Source organism: Pseudomonas prosekii (genome assembly GCF_900105155.1).
Classification (GTDB): domain Bacteria; phylum Pseudomonadota; class Gammaproteobacteria; order Pseudomonadales; family Pseudomonadaceae; genus Aquipseudomonas; species Aquipseudomonas prosekii.
This window is the reverse complement of sequence record NZ_LT629762.1, coordinates 1,733,120-1,750,592: the sequence shown is the minus strand read 5'-3', so window position 1 is coordinate 1,750,592 and position 17,473 is coordinate 1,733,120. Positions and strand designations below refer to the sequence as shown.

Genomic DNA, 17,473 nt, shown 5'->3' with positions numbered 1-17,473 from the left:
CTCGCGATGGCGGTGGATCAGACGATAAAGATTCTGAATGTGCGATCGCTATCGCGAGCAAGCTCACTCCTACAGGGTTCAGCGGTTGTCTGGGAACTCGCGATGCATCTGCTCCAGCAGCGCATCCTTGTCCTGCCACAGTTGGTTGATCCAGCCCTGGAACTGCAAGCGGTACTCGCCATCCTGGTCGTAATTCTTGCCGATGAACTGCGGCGGAATCTTCAGTTCCTGAAAATGCACCACCACGTCCGCGACATTGCCGCAGAGCAAATCCCAGTACCCCGGACGCCCGCCCGGATAGTGGATCGTCACATTGACAATCGATTCCAACTGCTCGCCCATCGCATCCAGCACAAACGCAATGCCGCCAGCCTTGGGTTTCAGCAGATAGCGAAACGGTGATTGCTGCTGCGCATGTTTGCCTTCGGTAAACCGCGTGCCTTCGACAAAGTTGAAAATGCCCACCGGGTTATTGCGAAATTTTGCGCAGGTCTTGCGCGTGGTTTCGAGGTCTTTGCCTTTCTTCTCCGGGTGCTTTTCCAGGTAAGCCTTGGAGTAGCGCTTCATGAACGGAAAACCCAGCGCCCACCACGCCAGACCAATCACCGGCACCCAGATCAGCTCTTGCTTGAGAAAGAACTTCAACGGCTGGATCCGCCGGTTGAGCACGTATTGCAGGACCATGATGTCGACCCAGCTCTGGTGGTTGCTGGTGATCAGGTAGGAGTGTTTATAGTCCAGCCCTTCGAGGCCGCTGAGGTGCCAGCGGGTGCGCCGCACCAGGTTCATCCAGGCCTTGTTGTTGCTGATCCAGGCTTCATGGATGTGGCTCATCAACCACAGCGTGAAACGCTGCGTGAGGGCGAACGGCAGCACTTTGAACAGCGCGACGATGAACAGCGCCGAGCACAACAGAATCGTGTTCAGGGCCAACAGCAGCGAGGCAATCACGCCGCGCACGGGTGCAGGTAGGAATTGCAGCATTTAAAGATCCATAGGTCGGTTGGCAGCTTGGATCGCGGTCAACGCGATGGTGTAGACGATGTCATCGACTTGCGCGCCGCGCGGCAGGTCGTTCACCGGTTTGCGCAGGCCTTGCAGCATCGGCCCGAGGCTGACGCAATCGGCGCTGCGCTGCACGGCTTTGTGCGTGGTGTTGCCGGTGTTCAGGTCGGGGAACACAAACACCGTGGCGCGACCGGCCACCTGACTGTTCGGCGCCAGTTGCCGGGCGACGTTTTCGTTGGCGGCGGCATCGTACTGCAACGGGCCGTCGATCAGCAGGGAATGCTGTTGTTCGTGGGCAAGCAAGGTCGCTTCGCGGACCTTTTCGACTTCTTCACCGCTGGCCGACTCACCGCTGGAATAGCTGATCATCGCCACGCGCGGAGTGATGCCGAACGCGGCTGCCGAGTCGGCGCTTTGCAAGGCGATTTCCGCCAGTTCGCTGGCGCTCGGGTGCGGGTTCATCACGCAGTCGCCGTAGACCAGCACTTCTTCCGGGAACAGCATGAAAAACACCGACGACACCAGCGTGCAGCCCGGCGCAGTCTTGATCAGTTGCAGGGCCGGGCGGATGGTGTTGGCGGTGGAGTGAATGACCCCGGAGACCAGGCCATCAACTTCATCCAGCGCCAGCATCATCGTGCCGATCACCACGGTGTCTTCCAGTTGCTGCTCGGCCATCGGCGCGTTGAGGCTTTTGCTTTTGCGCAGCGCGACCATCGGTTCGATGTAATTGCCGCGAATCAGGTCTGGATCAAGAATCTCCAGGCCCGGCGGCAACTCGATGCCCTGGGCGCGGGCGACGGCTTCGACGTCCGCCGGTTTCGCCAGCAACACGCAACGGGCGATGCCGCGCGCCTGACAGATCGCCGCCGCTTGCACGGTCAGCGGCTCGCTGCCCTCGGGCAACACGATGCGCTTGTTCGCGGCTTGCGCGCGCTGGATCAATTGATAACGGAACACCGCCGGCGACAGGCGCATTTCCCGTGGCGTGCCGCAGCGTTGGTGCAGCCATTTGGCATCGAGATGGCTGGCGACGAAATCGGTGATGATCTCCGCGCGCTCGCGGTCGTCGATCGGGATTTCCTTGTTCAGGCCGTTCAACTGGTTGGCGGTGTCGTAAGAGCCGGTGCTCACCGACAACACCGGCAGGCCCGCCTGCAACGCGCCACGGCACAGGTCCATGATCCGCGGGTCGGGCAGCGTGTCGCTGGTCAGCAACAGCCCGGCCAGCGGCACGCCGTTCATGGCGGCGAGGCTGACGGCGAGGATGATGTCGTCACGGTCGCCGGGCGTCACCACCAACACGCCGGGCTTGAGCAGCTCGACGGTGTTGCGCATGGTCCGCGCGCAAATGATGATTTTGCTCATGCGGCGGGTTTCGTAGTCGCCGGCATTGAGGATCTGTGCGCCCATCAGGTCCGCCACGTCGCGGGTGCGCGGCGCATTCAACTCTGGCTGGAACGGGATGCAGCCGAGCAGCTTGAAATCGCCACTGCGCAGCAACGGCGAGTGCTCTTTGAGGCGCGAGGCGAAGGCGTCCATGCTTTCGTCGGTTTTTACCTTGTTGAGGATCACCCCGAGGACTTTCGGGTCTTTCGGCCCACCGAACAATTGCGCCTGCAATTCCACGCGTCCCGAGAGCTCGGTCAGCGCTTCGCTTTCCGGCGCCGAGACCAGAATCACGTCGGCGTCCAGGCTCTTGGCCAAGTGCAGGTTGACCCGCGCGGCATAACTGGCGCTGCGGGTCGGCACCATGCCTTCGACGACCAGCACGTCTTTGCCGATCGCGGCTTGCTGATAAAGCGTGATGATTTCTTCGAGCAGTTCATCCAGCTGGCCGTCGCCGAGCATGCGTTCGACATGCGCCAGACCGAGTGGCTGCGGCGGTTTCAAGCCGTGGGTGCGCGCCACCAGTTCGGTCGAACGCTCGGGGCCGGTGTCGCCCGGATGCGGCTGGGCAATCGGTTTGAAAAAGCCGACTTTAAGCCCGGCCCGCTCAAGGGTGCGCACCAGCCCAAGGCTGATCGAGGTCAGACCCACACCAAAATCGGTGGGCGCGATAAAAAAAGTTTGCATGCGAATTCTCTGAGGGAGCAAGCAATGGCGATCATCTATGGCTGACGATCTGCCGAGATTCAGTCGCCAAGGTTATCGCTAACCATGCCCTGTGCGCACCAACCGCACGCAAAGGGCTGAGCTATTTTTTCCAGGCGTTGCGCGGGGTCCGTGACCCAGGCGCGCGATTGCCATGGCGGCTGATGGCGCAGGTGTTGGGTGTGGCCGCAGGAAAGCTCGACCACCCAATGACCGTCCTCGTCCTGATGGAAACCGGTGACCGTTATGGGTTTGGCGGCAATCCGTCCGTCCGGGTTGTGTTCGCTTTCGGGCGATTGCTTCGCTAAACTCGGTCTTTCTATATTCTTCTGCAAAAGGTCTCGCCCCATGCTGATCGCCGCCAATAAGGCTGTCTCCATCGACTATACCCTGACCAACGACGCTGGTGAGGTCATCGACAGCTCCGCCGGCGGCGCGCCGCTGGTCTACCTGCAAGGCGCAGGTAACATCATCCCGGGCCTGGAAAAAGCTCTGGAAGGCAAAACCGTCGGTGACGAACTGACCGTTGCCGTAGAACCTGAAGATGCCTATGGCGAATACGCGGCCGAACTGGTCAGCACCTTGAGCCGCAGCATGTTCGAAGGCGTTGATGAACTGGAAGTGGGCATGCAGTTCCACGCTTCCGCGCCAGATGGCCAGATGCAAATTGTGACCATCCGTGATCTGGACGGCGACGATGTTACCGTCGACGGCAACCACCCGTTGGCCGGTCAGCGCCTGAATTTCCAGGTCAAGATCATCGAGATCCGTGATGCCAGCCAGGAAGAAATTGCCCACGGTCACGTGCATGGCGAAGGCGGCCATCACCACTGATTTCTGCGCTAAGCTTTCGAGAACTGGAGAGGCGCCCGAGGGCGCCTTTTTCAGTCCGCAGCTATCCCGGGCGACGCCGCCAGGTAGCTGTTTGAAGAAGAACACGGGAATTTGGAGTTCGTCATGAGTGCTTTCCACGACCTTACACTGACAGCCCTGGATGGTCAGGAGCTACCCCTTTTGCCTTTCAAGGGGCAAGTCGTGCTGGTAGTCAACGTCGCTTCCAAATGTGGTTTGACTCCACAGTACAAGGCACTTGAACAGCTTCATCAGCAGTTCAAGGACCGTGGGTTCAGCGTGCTGGGCCTGCCGTGCAACCAGTTTGCCGGACAGGAACCGGGCAGCGAGCAAGAGATCCAGGAGTTCTGCAGCCTCAACTATGGCGTGACGTTTCCGTTGTCCGGCAAGCTGGAAGTCAACGGTCACGAGCGTCACCAGTTGTACCGTCTGCTGGCGGGCGAGGGCGCGGAGTTTCCCGGGGACATTACCTGGAACTTCGAGAAATTCCTCCTCGGCAAGGACGGCCGTGTCCTGGCGCGCTTCTCACCGCGGACGCCGCCGGACGATCCGACGATTGTCCACGCCATCGAAAAAGCCCTGGGCTAACCCATTCCCTGTAGGAGCGAGGCTTGCCCGCGAAAGCGTCCTGTCAGTTAATGACGATGTCGAAGGGCGCGACGCCATCGCGGGCAAGCCTTGCTCCCACAATGTTTCCTGTCTTTAGACCTTAATCACCGCAATCAATAGTGCTGTTCAAGCCTTGCGACTCTCCATATTATCGCCGTCATAAAGTCTATCTCCGTGGAGCGTCCCATGCCTGTCAAAGCCCTGTTCAAACCGTTCCACCTCGGCACTCTCGAACTGCCGACCCGCGTCGTCATGGCGCCGATGACCCGCTCCTTTTCCCCCGGCGGCGTGCCCAATTCCAAAGTCATCGAATACTATCGCCGCCGCGCCGCAGCAGGCGTCGGCCTGATCATTACCGAAGGCACCACGGTCGGCCACCAGGCCTCCAACGGTTACCCGAACGTGCCGCATTTCTATGGCGAAGCGGCGCTGGCCGGCTGGAAGAAAGTGGTCGATGCGGTGCACGCCGAGGGCGGCAAGATCGTTCCGCAGCTCTGGCACGTCGGCAGCGTGCGCCGTATCGGCACCGAGCCGGACGCCTCCGTGCCGGGTTACGGCCCGACGGAAAAACTCAAGGACGGTCAGGTCGTGGTTCACGGCATGACTCATCAAGACATTCAGGAAGTGATCGCCGCGTTCGCGCAGTCGGCCAAAGATGCGCAAAGCATCGGCATGGACGGCGTGGAAATCCACGGCGCCCACGGTTACCTGGTCGACCAGTTCTTCTGGGAAGGCAGCAACCAGCGCACCGACGAATACGGCGGCAGCCTGGCCAACCGTTCGCGTTTCGCCATCGAATTGATCCAGGCCGTGCGCGCGGCGGTCGGCGACGGTTTCCCGATCATCTTCCGTTTCTCGCAATGGAAGCAGCAGGATTACACCGCACGTCTGGTGCAAACCCCGGAAGCGCTCGGCGAATTCCTCAAGCCGTTATCCGACGCTGGCGTGGACATTTTCCACTGCTCGACGCGGCGGTTCTGGGAGCCTGAGTTCGACGGCTCCGACCTCAACCTGGCGGGCTGGACGCGCAAGCTCACGGGCAAACCGACCATCACCGTCGGCAGCGTCGGCCTGGATGGCGAGTTTTTGCAGTTCATGGTCAACACCGACAAAGTCGCGCAACCGGCCAGCCTGGAAAATCTGCTGGAGCGCTTGAACAAGGAAGAGTTTGACTTGGTGGCGGTCGGGCGGGCGCTGCTGGTTGATCCGGACTGGGCGCAGAAAGTGCGCGATGGGCGCGAGGAAGATATTTTGCCGTTCAGCCGTGAGGCGTTGATGACGCTGGTTTAAGCGCCAGCAGGGAAGGCCTCTTCGCGGGCAAGCCTCGCTCCTACAGGATTTGTGTACACCGCAAAACCTGTAGGAGCGAGGCTTGCCCGCGAAGCTTCTAAGGCAGCAATGCAACATCTGGCAATGTCTGTTCCTGTGCACAAGCCCCACGCAACTGCCTTTCAAACTCCTCGATAATCGCCGCCCAACCCTGCCGGCTCGCATGCTGGCGCGCATTCAAACGCACGCAGCGCAGCGTTTCCCGATGCTCGAGTAACCAACACGCCGCTTCGCAAAACGCCTGCTCATCGCCCGGCATCGCCAGCACGCCGTTGTAGCCGTGGCGGATATGCTGACCCGCCGCCGCCATATCGTAAGCCACCACACCGAGCCCCGAGGCCAGCGCCTCCAGCACGACATTGCCGAAAGTCTCAGTCAGGCTCGGAAACAGAAACACATCCGCCGACGCGTAGTGACTGGCCAGCGCCTCGCCGCGCTGCGCACCGCAGAAAATCGCCTCGGGCAATTCCTTCTCCAGTGCCAGCCGCTGCGGGCCGTCGCCGACAATAATCAGTTTGAGGTTGCGCTGTGGATAAGTGGCTTTCAACGCCTCGAAACTGCGCTTGAGCAACCCGAGATTCTTCTCCGGCGCCAACCGCCCGACATGGATCACCGCGACATCCCGCTCCGCCAGCCCCCACTGTTCACGCAGCGCGTCGAGGCGTTTGGCCGGGTGAAACAGTTGGCTGTCGACCCCGCGCGACAGCAACGCCAGCCGCTCGAATTGGCGACGTTCCAGTTCCAGGCGCTGGCTGACACTCGGCACCAGCGTCAGCGTCGAACGGTTGTGAAACCAGCGCAGGTAATGCGTGAGCAATCGGGTCAGCAGACCGAGCCCGTATTGGCGGGTGTACTGCTGGAAATTGGTGTGAAAGCCGCTGACCACCGCAATCCCCAGGCGCCGCGCCGCGCGCAACGCCGACAACCCCAGCGGCCCCTCCGTGGCGATGTACAGCACGTCCGGGCGCTGGCGCTTCCAGCGCCGCAACAATTTGTGCATCGACGACTGACCCCACTGCAACCCTGGATAACCCGGCAGCGGCCAGCCGCGACAGAGCATCAGCGCGTCGTCGCTGGACGATTGGCGATCAGCGCTTTGCCGCGGTCGCACCAGTTCGACCCGATGCCCGCGCGCGCGCAAACCGTCGCACAAGCGGCCAAGGGTATTGGCCACGCCGTTGATTTCGGGAGGGAAGGTTTCGGTGATCAGGGTGATATGCAGAATTGTCGTCATGACCTCAGTGTCGGCTGAGGCCATGTCGTCATTGTGGCGATTGCGTGATGGATTTGTGACCGGCTCAGCGTTGTTGCACGACCAGGTTTTCCGCGCCGCGCTCACGCACCCAGAACAGCGTCGCCCCGGCCACCGCCGCCGGCATCATCAGGATGTTGACCACCGGAATCAGCAACACCAGGTACACGCTGCCGCCGAAACTCATGCTCTGCCAACGCTTCTGCCGCAGCCACGCGAGCATCTCGTTCCAACCCAGTTTGTGGTTGTCCGCCGGGTAGTCGATGTACTGGATCGCCATCATCCACACGCCGAACAGCAGCCACAACGGCGCCGCGATGATGTTGACCACCGGAATGAACGAGAGGATGAACAGCCCGAGCGCGCGTGGCAGGAAGTAGCCGAGTTTGCGCATTTCCCGGGCGAGGGTGCGCGGGATCATTTCGATCAACTCGCCCCAACTGAAGGCCGGGAAGTCGTCGGTGCCGCGCACCACTACTTCGACTTTCTCCGCGAGGAAGCCGTTGAACGGTGCGGCGATGACGTTGGCGAGCATGGTGAAAGTGAAAAACACCATCAACACCACCAGCACCACGAAGATTGGCCACAGGATGTAACTGAGGAAACTCAGCCAGTCGGGCAGGGACGGCATCAGCGTGTCGACCCAGATACTGAATTGATGGCCGGCCAGGTAAATCAATCCGACGAACAGCACCAGGTTGATTGCCAGCGGCAACAACACGAACAAACGCAGGCCCGGGCTGAGGACCAGTTTGAGGCCTTCGCGCAGGTATTGCGGGCCGGACAGAACAGGGGCGGGCATAGCGTGCTCCGAGCAAAGGGTAAACGCGCCGACCTTACCGACTTTGCCTCACAGGCGAAAGCGCGGTTGTAACATCGACATTCACTGTAACAAAGGCGTCTATAAAATCACCGCATCGGGATAGAGACCGCCTATGAGCTGGATTGTTAAACCGTATTTCCTTAATCTTCGCCCCCTCGATACGCTGCACCCATTCTTTTTACAGGACTGTCGAGCTCAAGCACTTCCCCAAGTGCTTTCAACAGTCCTTTTTTATTGCCGCCGGCCAACCCGGCGTTCCGCGCCAGATGTTTCGGCCCGGTTAACAGGAGCAGGTCATGTCTGAAGTCCGTCATTCGCGAGTGATTATTCTCGGTTCCGGCCCTGCCGGTTACAGCGCTGCGGTCTATGCCGCCCGCGCCAACCTCAAGCCTCTGCTGATCACCGGCATGCAGGCTGGCGGTCAACTGACCACCACCACCGAAGTCGACAACTGGCCGGGCGACGTCCACGGCCTGACCGGCCCGGCGCTGATGGAGCGGATGAAAGAGCACGCCGAGCGTTTTGAAACCGAGATCGTTTTCGATCACATCAACGCCGTCGACTTCGCTTCCAAGCCGTACTCCCTGACCGGCGACAGTGGCACCTACACCTGCGACGCGCTGATCATCGCCACCGGCGCCAGCGCTCGTTACCTGGGCCTGCCGTCGGAAGAAGCGTTCATGGGCAAAGGCGTTTCGGCCTGCGCGACCTGCGACGGTTTCTTCTATCGCAACAAGCCAGTAGCGGTGGTCGGTGGTGGTAACACTGCGGTTGAAGAAGCGCTGTACCTGGCCAACATCGCCAGCACGGTGACCTTGATCCACCGTCGCGAAACCTTCCGCGCCGAGAAGATTTTGATCGACAAGCTGAATGCGCGCGTTGCCGAAGGCAAGATCATCCTCAAGTTGAACTCGACGCTGGACGAAGTTCTCGGCGACAACATGGGCGTGACCGGTGCGCGTCTGAAGAACAACGACGGCAGCTTCGACGAACTGACCGTGGACGGCGTGTTCATCGCCATCGGCCACACCCCGAACACTTCGCTGTTCGAAGGCCAACTGACGTTGAAAGACGGCTACCTGGTAATCCACGGCGGCCGTGAAGGCAACGCCACCGCGACCAGCATCGAAGGCATCTTCGCCGCCGGTGACGTGGCCGACCACGTTTACCGCCAAGCCATCACCTCGGCCGGCGCCGGTTGCATGGCCGCGCTCGACGCCGAGCGCTACCTCGACGACCTGCAGAACGTCGCGTTCTGATCGCGCTGAAATAAAAAAACCGGCTCCGGCCGGTTTTTTGTGCCCACAAAAATACGTTACCCACACCCCCTACAAAGGCCATTCGTTTATCCGCGCAACCGCTCCTGGACGAAGTCCATGACCTTCAGCGATTGATAGATGGCATTCGCCGCGATCTTGCCGAACGGCCCACCGTTCCAATCCAGCAGATACGGTTTGAACAGCTGATACCGCGCACTCTCGCCGCACACCGCTTCAGCAATTACCCGACCGCAGATCGACCCGCTGTTCAAGCCGTGGCCACCAAACGACGTACACGCCCAAACCCCCGGATCCAGCACGCCCAGATTTGGCATTTTGTTGGTCGAATACCCCATCAACCCCGACCACGCCAGTTCGATTTTCACCGACGCCAGTTGTGGATAAACCGAGACCATGTCGGCTTTCAACATCGTTGCCAGGGCTTTTTCGTTTTGCTCGTTGCGGGTGGTGATGCGCCCGCCCCAGAGCAGGCGATCGCCTTCGACCACGCGGTAATAGTCGGACGCGCGGCGGTCGTCGGAGAACGCCGCGCCGGAGTCGAGGACGTTTTTGATCGCGTCGCCCAAGTGCTCGGTCAGCACCACATAAGTGGCGATCGGCAAATAGGCGCGGCTGAGTTTCTGCAATTCCGCGCCACCGTAGCCGCCAGCGCAGAACACCAGATCGCGGCAGCACACCGTGCCGTGAGCGGTCCTGACGATTTTGTCGGCGCCCTGATGCTCCCAGGACAGCATCTTCGACTGTTCGAAAATCCGCCCGCCCGCCGTTTCAATGGCCAGCGCCAGACCCAGGCAATAATTCAGCGGATGAAAGTGCAGCGCGTTCGGGTCTTCGACGCCTTGAAAGTAACGCTGCGTGTGCGCCCGCTGGCGAACCTGCGCGGTGTCGAGGTAATTCAATTCATAACCGAAATCGCGGCGCATGGTTTCGATGTGGTTTTTCACTGCGGCGCCATCGTCGTAACGCTTGACGCGAATCGTCCCGGCGGACGGCGCGCAACCGCTCAGCGCCAGCTCGGCGATGTTGCTTCGAACAATCTCGACGCCTTCGACCGACATCTGGAACAGCGCACGAGCCTGCTCCAGACCGAGCTTCTTGCGGATCGCGCCCGAGCCTTCGGCCCAGCCCGGCGAGACCACGCCGCCATTGCGCCCGGACGCGCCCCACGCCACTTGCTGCGCTTCGAGAAGAATCACGCGTTTGCCGCGACGGGTCAGTTCCAGTGCGGCAGTCAGGCCGGCGATACCGGCGCCGATGATGCAGACGTCGCAGCTTTCGTCACTGTGCAATGCGGACCTGGCCGCGCGAGGCAGCGAGGTCTGGGAGTACCAGGTCGTCGGGAAGGACATGTTCAATCCTTGAGATCGCTGTTGTGGGAGCGAGCAAGCTCGCTCCCCCAGGGTGTCGGCGCGGGGTTATTTGATGGTCGAGTAGTCGACGCCGTACCACTTGTCCGACAGCTTGGTCAGCGTGCCGTCCTTGTGCATTTCGCCGATGATTTCGCTGAGTTTGGCTTTCAGTTCCGGGTCACCCTTGTCGGTGGCCACGGCCAGCGGTTCGTAGAACGCCACGTTGTTGTCGACGGCGCGCAGTGGATAGCCTTTTTTCACCGCCGCATCCAGCGTGCTGCGTTGCGTGAGGATTGCGTCGAGGCGCGTGCCGTCGCCCAGGCGCAGGTCGTCGAGCGGGCCGACGGAACCGGCGTAGGTTTTCATTTTTTCGGTTTTCACGTCGTAGACCACGGGCGGCACGTCGCTGGTTTCAATCGCCAGTGCCTGGCTGAAATAGTCCTCGGACGTGGTCCCACCTTCGACGCCGATGGTTTTGCCATTCAGCGCTTTGTGGTCGGTGACTTTCGATTTGTCGTGCACGGCAAACACGTAGGGCACGTAGTAATAAGTGCCGGGGAAATCGAGGATTCGCGCACGACTTTTGGTCGCGGTCATCGAACCCACGGACACGTCCCAGCGCCCGTTCCACTTGCCGGCGGTGATCACATCCCAATCCGGCGTGATGAACTTGACCTCGACGCCGAGGCGCTTGGCGATCTCCTTGGACACGTCGATATCAAAACCGTCGATTTCATTTTTGTCGTTGATGAAACCCTGCGGCGGCCAAGTCGCCGAGGTGGCGACGGTCAGGGTTTTGCTGCTCTGGATCTTGTCCAGCACTGCCCCGGCATTCGCGGCACCGACGAACAACAGCGACAGGGTGGCGGCGAGGGTGATTGCGTATTTTTTGCTGAGCATGTCTATCTCCACTTTTCGTTATTGTTTTTCGGGCTAAAGCTATGCGGGAAAAGCGTTCTCAGTGACCGATGATTTGCGAGAGGAATTTCTGCGCGCGTTCGGTCTGCGGGTTGTTGAAAAATTCGGCCGGGGTGGCTTGTTCGATGACCTGGCCCTGGTCCATGAACAGCACGCGGTCGGCGACTTTGCTGGCGAAGCCCATCTCGTGGGTCACGCAGATCATGGTCATGCCGTCGGTGGCCAGTTCGCCCATCACGTCCAGCACTTCGTGGACCATTTCCGGGTCGAGCGCTGAGGTCGGTTCGTCGAACAGCATCACTTTCGGGTTCATGCACAGCGCCCGGGCAATCGCCACGCGCTGCTGCTGACCGCCGGACAGTTGCGACGGATATTTGTGCGCGTGCTCGGCAATCCGTACACGTTCGAGGTACACCTGCGCGCGTTTTTTCGCCTCGACACTCGACACGCCCTGCACCAGTTGCGGCGCCAAGGTCAGGTTGTCCATCACGCTCAGGTGCGGGAACAGGTTGAAGCTCTGGAACACCATGCCGATCTCGCGGCGCACCGCGCTGACACTTTCGGCCTCGCTGGTGAGGGTGATGCCGTTGACCTGGATCTGGCCTTTCTGAAAGTTTTCGAGGTGATTGATGCAGCGAATCATCGTCGATTTGCCTGAGCCCGAAGGCCCGCAAACCACCAGAATTTCACCGGCGGCGACGCTCAGATCGACGTCGCGCAATGCGTGAAAATTGCCGTACCACTTGTTCAGGCCGCTGATCGAAATCATTGCCGGACCAGCCTGTTTGGTTGCGACCGGGTCGGGGCGTTGGGCGGTTGTAGTCAGCGTCATCGGTTCAACCTCGCACAGTGGATCGGTTGACCCGTTTTTCGATGCGCGCCTGCACCCGTTCGAGGATGAACGACAGCGCCCAGTAAATCATCGCGGCGGTAATCAGCATTTCGAGGTGACGGAAGTCCGCGCGGCCCTGGGTCTTGGCCAGGTACATCAGTTCCCAGACGCCGATCACCGACACCAGCGAACTGTCTTTGAGCATGGCGATGAACTGGTTGCCGGTCGGCGGAATAATCACCCGCAGAGCTTGCGGCATGATCACTCGGCTCAAGGTCTTGAACGGGCTGATGCCCAAGGCCCGCGAGGCTTCCCACTGGCCGACCGGAATACTCTGGATGCCGGCGCGAAAGATCTCGGTCATGTACGCGCCGTAGCACAGCGACAACGCGAGAATGCCCGCCGGCACGGCGTCGACCACGTAACCGAGTTGGGGCAGGCCGAGGTAGATCAGGTAAATCTGGATCAGCAGCGGCACGCCGCGAAAGAACGAGGTGTAGAACGAGGCGAGGGCGTTTGCCAGGCCGTTGTTCGACAGCTTGGCGACGGCGCCGATCAGCGCCAGCACGAAGGCGATCACGATCGCCACGGCGGAAATGTACAGCGTGGTCGCTGCGCCCTGGACGATGAGGAAACCGACTTTGTCGAGGATGAAGCTGTAGGACAGGTTGAAGGTGTCGAAGAACGCCAGAAACAGAATCAGCAATTCAATCCACACCACGGTGGTTTGCACTTTGAATTTGAGGCGGCCGAGGACGTGGAAATTCAGCGTGCCGAGCACCGCGATCAGCAGGCCGATGGCGATGTTGCGGGCGGTCAGGCTGTCGGCGGTATCGCCCAGCAGCGGTTGCAGAAAGTGGCTGAGGGCGCTGTTGCCGAGGTTCATCAGGTAGGCGCCGAGAAACTACACCACGGCGACGCCAAGCAGGAATTGAGGATCATTGGACTTTTTCTTATAAATTATATTGTCGTGATACATGAACGCCTCGGCTTGTAGGTGGTGATCTTCTCGCTAGATAAAAGAGGTTATTTGTAGGAGCCAGGCTTGCCGGCGAAGACGGTTTACGAAACGCCTTCGCCGGCAAGTCTGGCTCCTGCAAGTTGCGTATTGGGCAGTATTGCGACGCTAAATCCGCGACCACAAGCGAACATAATTCGCTATGTCAGTCCCGGATCGCAGTTTGCGGTTCAGTCGAGCCGGGCCAGGCACGCGGCAAAAATATCCAGCCCTTCCTCCAGCACCGCCGCCTCGGTGGTCAGTGGCGCGAGCAAACGGATGATGTGCCGGGACTTGCCGCTCGGCATCAGCAGCAAACCGGCGTCGCGGGCGAGCGCCAGCAATTGGCTCAATTGCGCCGCTGCGGGTGTGCCGTCGGCGCGCGCCAACTCGACGCCGCGCATGGCGCCGACGCCGGTCAGGCGGCCGAGGTACGGCGAAATCTTGTCGCGGCGCCACGCCTGGTAGCGGCTGACGATGGCTTCTTCCTGTTGCGCGCCCCACGCCTGCAGGTTCGCGTCAGTCATTTCGTCGAGCGTCGCCAGGGCGGCGGCGCAGGCGATTGGATTGCCCGAATAGGTGCCGCCGAGGCCGCCCTTGGGCAAGGTGTCGAGCAGCGCTTTGCGCCCGACCACCGCGCCGAGTGGCATGCCGCCGGCGATGCTTTTGGCCAGCAGGATCAAGTCCGGCTCGATGCCTAATCGCGAAAAGGCAAAACGTTCGCCAGTGCGGCCGAAACCTGACTGGATTTCATCGGCGATCAGCAGGATGTTTTTCTCATCGCAAAAGCGGCGCAAGGCTTGGGCGAATTCGACGTCCAGCGCCAGGAAGCCCGCTTCGCCCTGCACCGGTTCGACGATAAAACAGGCGACATCGTCGACGTCGATTTCGACGCTGAACAACCGATCCAGCGCCTTCAATGCTTCGGCGCAGGTCACGCCGTTGTCCTTGCTCGGAAAGGGCAAGTGGTACACCGGCCCCGGCAGCGTGCCGACTTTCTGTTTGTACGGCGCGACTTTGCCATTGAGGTTGAGCGTGGCCAGCGTGCGGCCATGAAACGCGCCGTCGAAGGCGATCACGGCGCTGCGGCCAGTGGCGCCACGAACAATTTTCAGGGCGTTTTCCGCCGCTTCCGCGCCGCTGTTGGTGAGCATGCCGCTGACCGGGTAATCCACCGGAATGAACGCTGTCAGGCGCTGCATCAGGTCGATGTAGGGCGAATGCTGCGCCGCGTTGAACGCGTAGTGGGTCAGGCGGCTGGCTTGTTCGCGAATGGCTTCGACGATGCGCGGGTGGCAGTGGCCGAGGTTGAGCACGCCGATACCGCCGACAAAATCGATGTAGCGTTTGCCCTCGGTGTCCCAGACTTCGGCGTTTTTGCCGTGGCTGAGGGTGATCGGGTGAACGACATTGATCGACTGGCTGATGCTTTCGCTGCTCATGGATACCTGCTCATTAAGTCGCCTCAGAAGAAGGGTTGCTTCTTTTTATCTAAGCCGTGAGCAGAGGGGGGGGCAAACGAAATAAAGTCGCCGGGTCAATCTTAAAAGTCGGGATGTGTTGTGGCGGCCTGTGGGGCGATGGTTTGCTGCGATGGCGTTGGGGATATTGCCTTCGCGGGCAAGCCTCGCTCCTACAGGAGACGCGTTTAGCGGCGGGTCAGGGGTTGGGCGCTGAATTTGACGCCGGCCAGGCCATGCGCGATCAACGCGCGGATGTTGCCGTGGTCGCTGCCTTCAGGCGTGGCGACTACCGAACGGTAATGTTCGCCGAACGCCAGCAGCGCTTCTGCATCGCTCAGGCCTTCCAGCAGCGCCAGGCCCAGGGTCTTGCACGAACCCTCGTTCTGCCCGGCAGTGTTTTGCACTTCGCCGTTACTGAAGGCTTGCGGCTGATAATCGTAATGCGCGGCGATGAACGCGAGGGTGTCGGCGAAAACGTGTTCGCCGCTGTTGAGGCTGGCGCGCAGGGTGGTCAAATCACTCATTGGGTTTTCCTTTGGCAAACGCCGCTTGTTGGTCGGCGCTGGCTTCTTGCTGGTATTGGGCTTTCCACTCGGCGTACGGCATGCCGTAGACAACTTCGCGCGCGTCATCGAGGCTGACCTCGATCTGGCGTTCGTCGGCGGCGGCCTTGTACCACTTCGACAGGCAATTACGGCAGAAACCCGAGAGGTTCATCAGGTCGATGTTCTGCACGTCCTTGCGGCTGTCCAGGTGCGCGACCAGTCGGCGGAAGGCTGCGGCTTCAAGTTCCAGGCGTTGTTGATCGTTCATTTGGGTCTCTGCGGGACAGCTTGGAGCGGCAAGCTGCAAGCTGCAAGTTGGGGTTGGCGGCGGTCGTGAGTTTAGCGCCAGAAGCTTGAAGCTTGAAGCTTGAAGCTTAGCGACTCGCCGCAAGCGTAATCGACACCGACTCGGCAAATCGCAGCGCGTGGGGTTTGTCGACTTCGACTTCGGCGTACTGCACCGACTCATTCACCATCACCAGATCAAGGATTTCCTGGGTCAGGCGTTCGAGCAGGGCAAAGCGATTGCCCTCCACGTGAGCGATGATCGATTTGGTGATGGTGCGATAATTGAGCGCGTGATCGATGTCGTTGTCGCGCACCGCTTCTTGCGCCGCGTAGAGGATGGTGAGGTTGATCAGCACATCCTGCTTGTTGAGGATTTCGTCCTCGTTGATGCCGATAAAGGTGCGCAGGCACAGGTCCTTGACCCGGATGCGCGCCATACCTGGTTGAAGTTGTGGCATTGCTACTTGCTCCGTCCAATCAATTGCAGGAACTCCTGGCGGGTGTTGCTCGAGTCGCGGAAGGCGCCGAGCATCACCGAGGTGTTCATGGTCGAATTCTGTTTTTCGACGCCGCGCATCATCATGCACATGTGCCGGGCCTCGATCACCACGGCGACACCGGCGGCGCCAGTCACTTGCTGCACCGCGTCGGCGATTTGCCGGGTGAGGTTTTCCTGGATCTGCAGGCGCCGCGCGAACATGTCCACCAGCCGCGCGATCTTCGACAGACCCAGCACTTTACCCGTCGGCATATAAGCCACATGTGCCTTGCCGATGAAGGGCAGCAGGTGATGCTCGCACAGCGAATACAGCTCGATGTCGGCGACGATGATCATCTCGTCGGTGTCGGAGGAAAACAGCGCGCCGTTGACGATTTCTTCGACACTTTGTTGATAGCCATGACACAGGTATTGCATTGCCTTGGCCGCGCGCATCGGGGTGTCTTGCAAACCCTCGCGGTCAGGGTTTTCACCGAGGCCGATGAGAATCTCGCGATAGCTCTCGGATAAGGCATTACGGGACAGGGTCATGGAAGATCCTCGCGGGGGCGGCTTATTTGACGTGCCGTCCGCCGTTGACGGTCAGGGTCGTGCCGGTGACATAAGGGTTGTCGAGCAAATAGCGCAGGCTCTGGTAGATCACTTCGCTGCCGGGTTCGATGCCCAATGCGGATTTGGCCAGGGCTTTGGCGCGGTACGCCGCGTCGTCGTCGGGATTGAACAATAGCAGGGCTGGCGCGATGCCGTTGACCTTGATCGCCGGCGCATATTTGGCGGCGAAGGACAGGGTCAGGCTGTCGAGCCCGGCTTTGCTGGCGCAGTAGCCGATGTGATTGCTGCTGCCCTTGCGCGTGACGTCGTCGCTGATGTGCACGATGTCGGCGGGGCTGCTGCGTTCAAGCAGGTCGGCGCAATGCAGGTTGATCAGGTACGGCGCGAGCATGTGCACGCTGAACATCCGGGTAAACGCCTGTGCGTCGGTGTCCGGGGTTTCGGCCAGCCATTCGGAGGCGTTGTGGATAATCGCGCGCAAGCTCTCGGTGTGGGTCTTGAGTTCGCTGATGAACGCGAGGATCCCGGCTTCGCTGGAGAAGTCGGCGAACACGCCGGTCGCCCCGAGATCGCGCAACGCTTGCACGCCGGGACGTTCGCTGCGATAGCTGAAAATCAGCCGATGGCCGTCTTCGAGCAAACGCCGGGCGCAGTGCAAACCGACACGCTGGCCGGCACCGGTGATGAGGATTGGGGCTGCGGAAGAAGTCATGAACGGCTCGCGTCGCGGTAAGGGCAAAACTATACCAGCGACCACCAGCGTTCACCTATGACACCTGTAAC

At 60.5% G+C, this 17,473-nt stretch carries 19 protein-coding genes; 4 read left to right on the top strand and 15 right to left on the bottom strand.

Annotation, left to right across the window (positions count from 1 at the left end; all coding sequences use genetic code 11):
* Nucleotides 1–78: 78 nt before the first annotated feature.
* From BLU01_RS08155 to BLU01_RS08145, 3 genes are read right to left on the bottom strand one after another with little or no spacing between them, the layout of a single operon-like run.
* Complete coding sequence (locus BLU01_RS08155) at nucleotides 79–984, bottom strand: acyltransferase (protein WP_092273206.1); 906 nt, start codon at nucleotides 982–984, stop codon at nucleotides 79–81.
* A complete protein-coding gene (pta, locus tag BLU01_RS08150) occupies nucleotides 985–3,084 on the bottom strand; it encodes a phosphate acetyltransferase (RefSeq protein WP_092273203.1) in 2,100 nt (699 codons plus the stop codon).
* Between the two features lie 59 nt (nucleotides 3,085–3,143).
* The gene (locus BLU01_RS08145; protein ID WP_092273200.1) at nucleotides 3,144–3,482 is read right to left on the bottom strand and encodes a DUF3565 domain-containing protein; all 339 of its coding nucleotides are present in this window, start codon (nucleotides 3,480–3,482) and stop codon (nucleotides 3,144–3,146) included.
* Between BLU01_RS08145 and BLU01_RS08140 the strand changes: the two genes are divergently transcribed.
* The 3 genes from BLU01_RS08140 to BLU01_RS08130 all read left to right on the top strand — a co-directional run bounded on the left by BLU01_RS08140 (nucleotide 3,451) and on the right by BLU01_RS08130 (nucleotide 5,853).
* Nucleotides 3,451–3,936, top strand: a complete 486-nt coding sequence (locus BLU01_RS08140) for an FKBP-type peptidyl-prolyl cis-trans isomerase (RefSeq protein ID WP_092273197.1) — start codon at nucleotides 3,451–3,453, stop codon at nucleotides 3,934–3,936. The genes BLU01_RS08145 and BLU01_RS08140 overlap by 32 nt on opposite strands.
* Nucleotides 3,937–4,059: 123 nt before the next feature.
* Nucleotides 4,060–4,542, top strand: coding sequence for a glutathione peroxidase (locus BLU01_RS08135; RefSeq protein ID WP_092273194.1), 483 nt, complete (start codon nucleotides 4,060–4,062; stop codon nucleotides 4,540–4,542).
* A gap of 207 nt (nucleotides 4,543–4,749) precedes the next feature.
* Nucleotides 4,750–5,853, top strand: a complete 1,104-nt coding sequence (locus BLU01_RS08130) for an NADH:flavin oxidoreductase (RefSeq protein WP_092273191.1) — start codon at nucleotides 4,750–4,752, stop codon at nucleotides 5,851–5,853.
* A 97-nt stretch (nucleotides 5,854–5,950) separates the two neighbouring features.
* On the opposite strand, the gene BLU01_RS08125 is transcribed toward BLU01_RS08130, so the two are convergent.
* Nucleotides 5,951–7,150 carry a glycosyltransferase family 4 protein gene (locus BLU01_RS08125; protein ID WP_092273188.1) on the bottom strand — a complete coding sequence of 400 codons (1,200 nt, stop codon included), beginning with the start codon at nucleotides 7,148–7,150 and terminating at the stop codon, nucleotides 5,951–5,953.
* A gap of 40 nt (nucleotides 7,151–7,190) precedes the next feature.
* Entirely contained in the window at nucleotides 7,191–7,946 is a 756-nt protein-coding gene (cysZ, locus tag BLU01_RS08120) for a sulfate transporter CysZ (protein WP_092273185.1), read from the bottom strand.
* A gap of 317 nt (nucleotides 7,947–8,263) precedes the next feature.
* On the opposite strand from cysZ, the gene trxB reads away from it, so the two are divergent.
* Nucleotides 8,264–9,226: a thioredoxin-disulfide reductase gene (gene trxB, locus BLU01_RS08110; protein ID WP_092273182.1), complete on the top strand. Its 963-nt coding sequence runs from the start codon at nucleotides 8,264–8,266 to the stop codon at nucleotides 9,224–9,226.
* An 86-nt stretch (nucleotides 9,227–9,312) separates the two neighbouring features.
* On the opposite strand, the gene BLU01_RS08105 is transcribed toward trxB, so the two are convergent.
* The 10 genes from BLU01_RS08105 to folM form a co-directional block, all read right to left on the bottom strand.
* Nucleotides 9,313–10,596: an NAD(P)/FAD-dependent oxidoreductase gene (locus tag BLU01_RS08105; RefSeq protein ID WP_092273179.1), complete on the bottom strand. Its 1,284-nt coding sequence runs from the start codon at nucleotides 10,594–10,596 to the stop codon at nucleotides 9,313–9,315.
* A gap of 66 nt (nucleotides 10,597–10,662) precedes the next feature.
* The gene (locus BLU01_RS08100) at nucleotides 10,663–11,496 is read right to left on the bottom strand and encodes a transporter substrate-binding domain-containing protein (RefSeq protein ID WP_092273177.1); all 834 of its coding nucleotides are present in this window, start codon (nucleotides 11,494–11,496) and stop codon (nucleotides 10,663–10,665) included.
* A 58-nt stretch (nucleotides 11,497–11,554) separates the two neighbouring features.
* The gene (locus tag BLU01_RS08095; RefSeq protein ID WP_269458002.1) at nucleotides 11,555–12,346 is read right to left on the bottom strand and encodes an amino acid ABC transporter ATP-binding protein; all 792 of its coding nucleotides are present in this window, start codon (nucleotides 12,344–12,346) and stop codon (nucleotides 11,555–11,557) included.
* A 4-nt stretch (nucleotides 12,347–12,350) separates the two neighbouring features.
* Nucleotides 12,351–13,232 carry an amino acid ABC transporter permease gene (locus tag BLU01_RS08090; RefSeq protein ID WP_231987139.1) on the bottom strand — a complete coding sequence of 294 codons (882 nt, stop codon included), beginning with the start codon at nucleotides 13,230–13,232 and terminating at the stop codon, nucleotides 12,351–12,353.
* Nucleotides 13,233–13,534: 302 nt separating this feature from the next.
* Nucleotides 13,535–14,785 carry a 2-aminoadipate transaminase gene (locus BLU01_RS08085; protein ID WP_092273172.1) on the bottom strand — a complete coding sequence of 417 codons (1,251 nt, stop codon included), beginning with the start codon at nucleotides 14,783–14,785 and terminating at the stop codon, nucleotides 13,535–13,537.
* A 206-nt stretch (nucleotides 14,786–14,991) separates the two neighbouring features.
* Nucleotides 14,992–15,330: a HopJ type III effector protein gene (locus tag BLU01_RS08080; protein ID WP_092273169.1), complete on the bottom strand. Its 339-nt coding sequence runs from the start codon at nucleotides 15,328–15,330 to the stop codon at nucleotides 14,992–14,994.
* Complete coding sequence (locus BLU01_RS08075; RefSeq protein WP_092273166.1) at nucleotides 15,323–15,619, bottom strand: DUF1244 domain-containing protein; 297 nt, start codon at nucleotides 15,617–15,619, stop codon at nucleotides 15,323–15,325. The genes BLU01_RS08080 and BLU01_RS08075 overlap by 8 nt, the downstream gene beginning before the upstream one ends.
* A gap of 106 nt (nucleotides 15,620–15,725) precedes the next feature.
* Complete coding sequence (gene folX / locus BLU01_RS08070; RefSeq protein WP_092273163.1) at nucleotides 15,726–16,097, bottom strand: dihydroneopterin triphosphate 2'-epimerase; 372 nt, start codon at nucleotides 16,095–16,097, stop codon at nucleotides 15,726–15,728.
* 2 nt (nucleotides 16,098–16,099) lie between these two features.
* The gene (gene folE / locus BLU01_RS08065) at nucleotides 16,100–16,669 is read right to left on the bottom strand and encodes a GTP cyclohydrolase I FolE (RefSeq protein WP_092273160.1); all 570 of its coding nucleotides are present in this window, start codon (nucleotides 16,667–16,669) and stop codon (nucleotides 16,100–16,102) included.
* Between the two features lie 22 nt (nucleotides 16,670–16,691).
* Nucleotides 16,692–17,402 carry a dihydromonapterin reductase gene (gene folM, locus BLU01_RS08060; protein WP_092273157.1) on the bottom strand — a complete coding sequence of 237 codons (711 nt, stop codon included), beginning with the start codon at nucleotides 17,400–17,402 and terminating at the stop codon, nucleotides 16,692–16,694.
* Nucleotides 17,403–17,473: the final 71 nt, after the last annotated feature.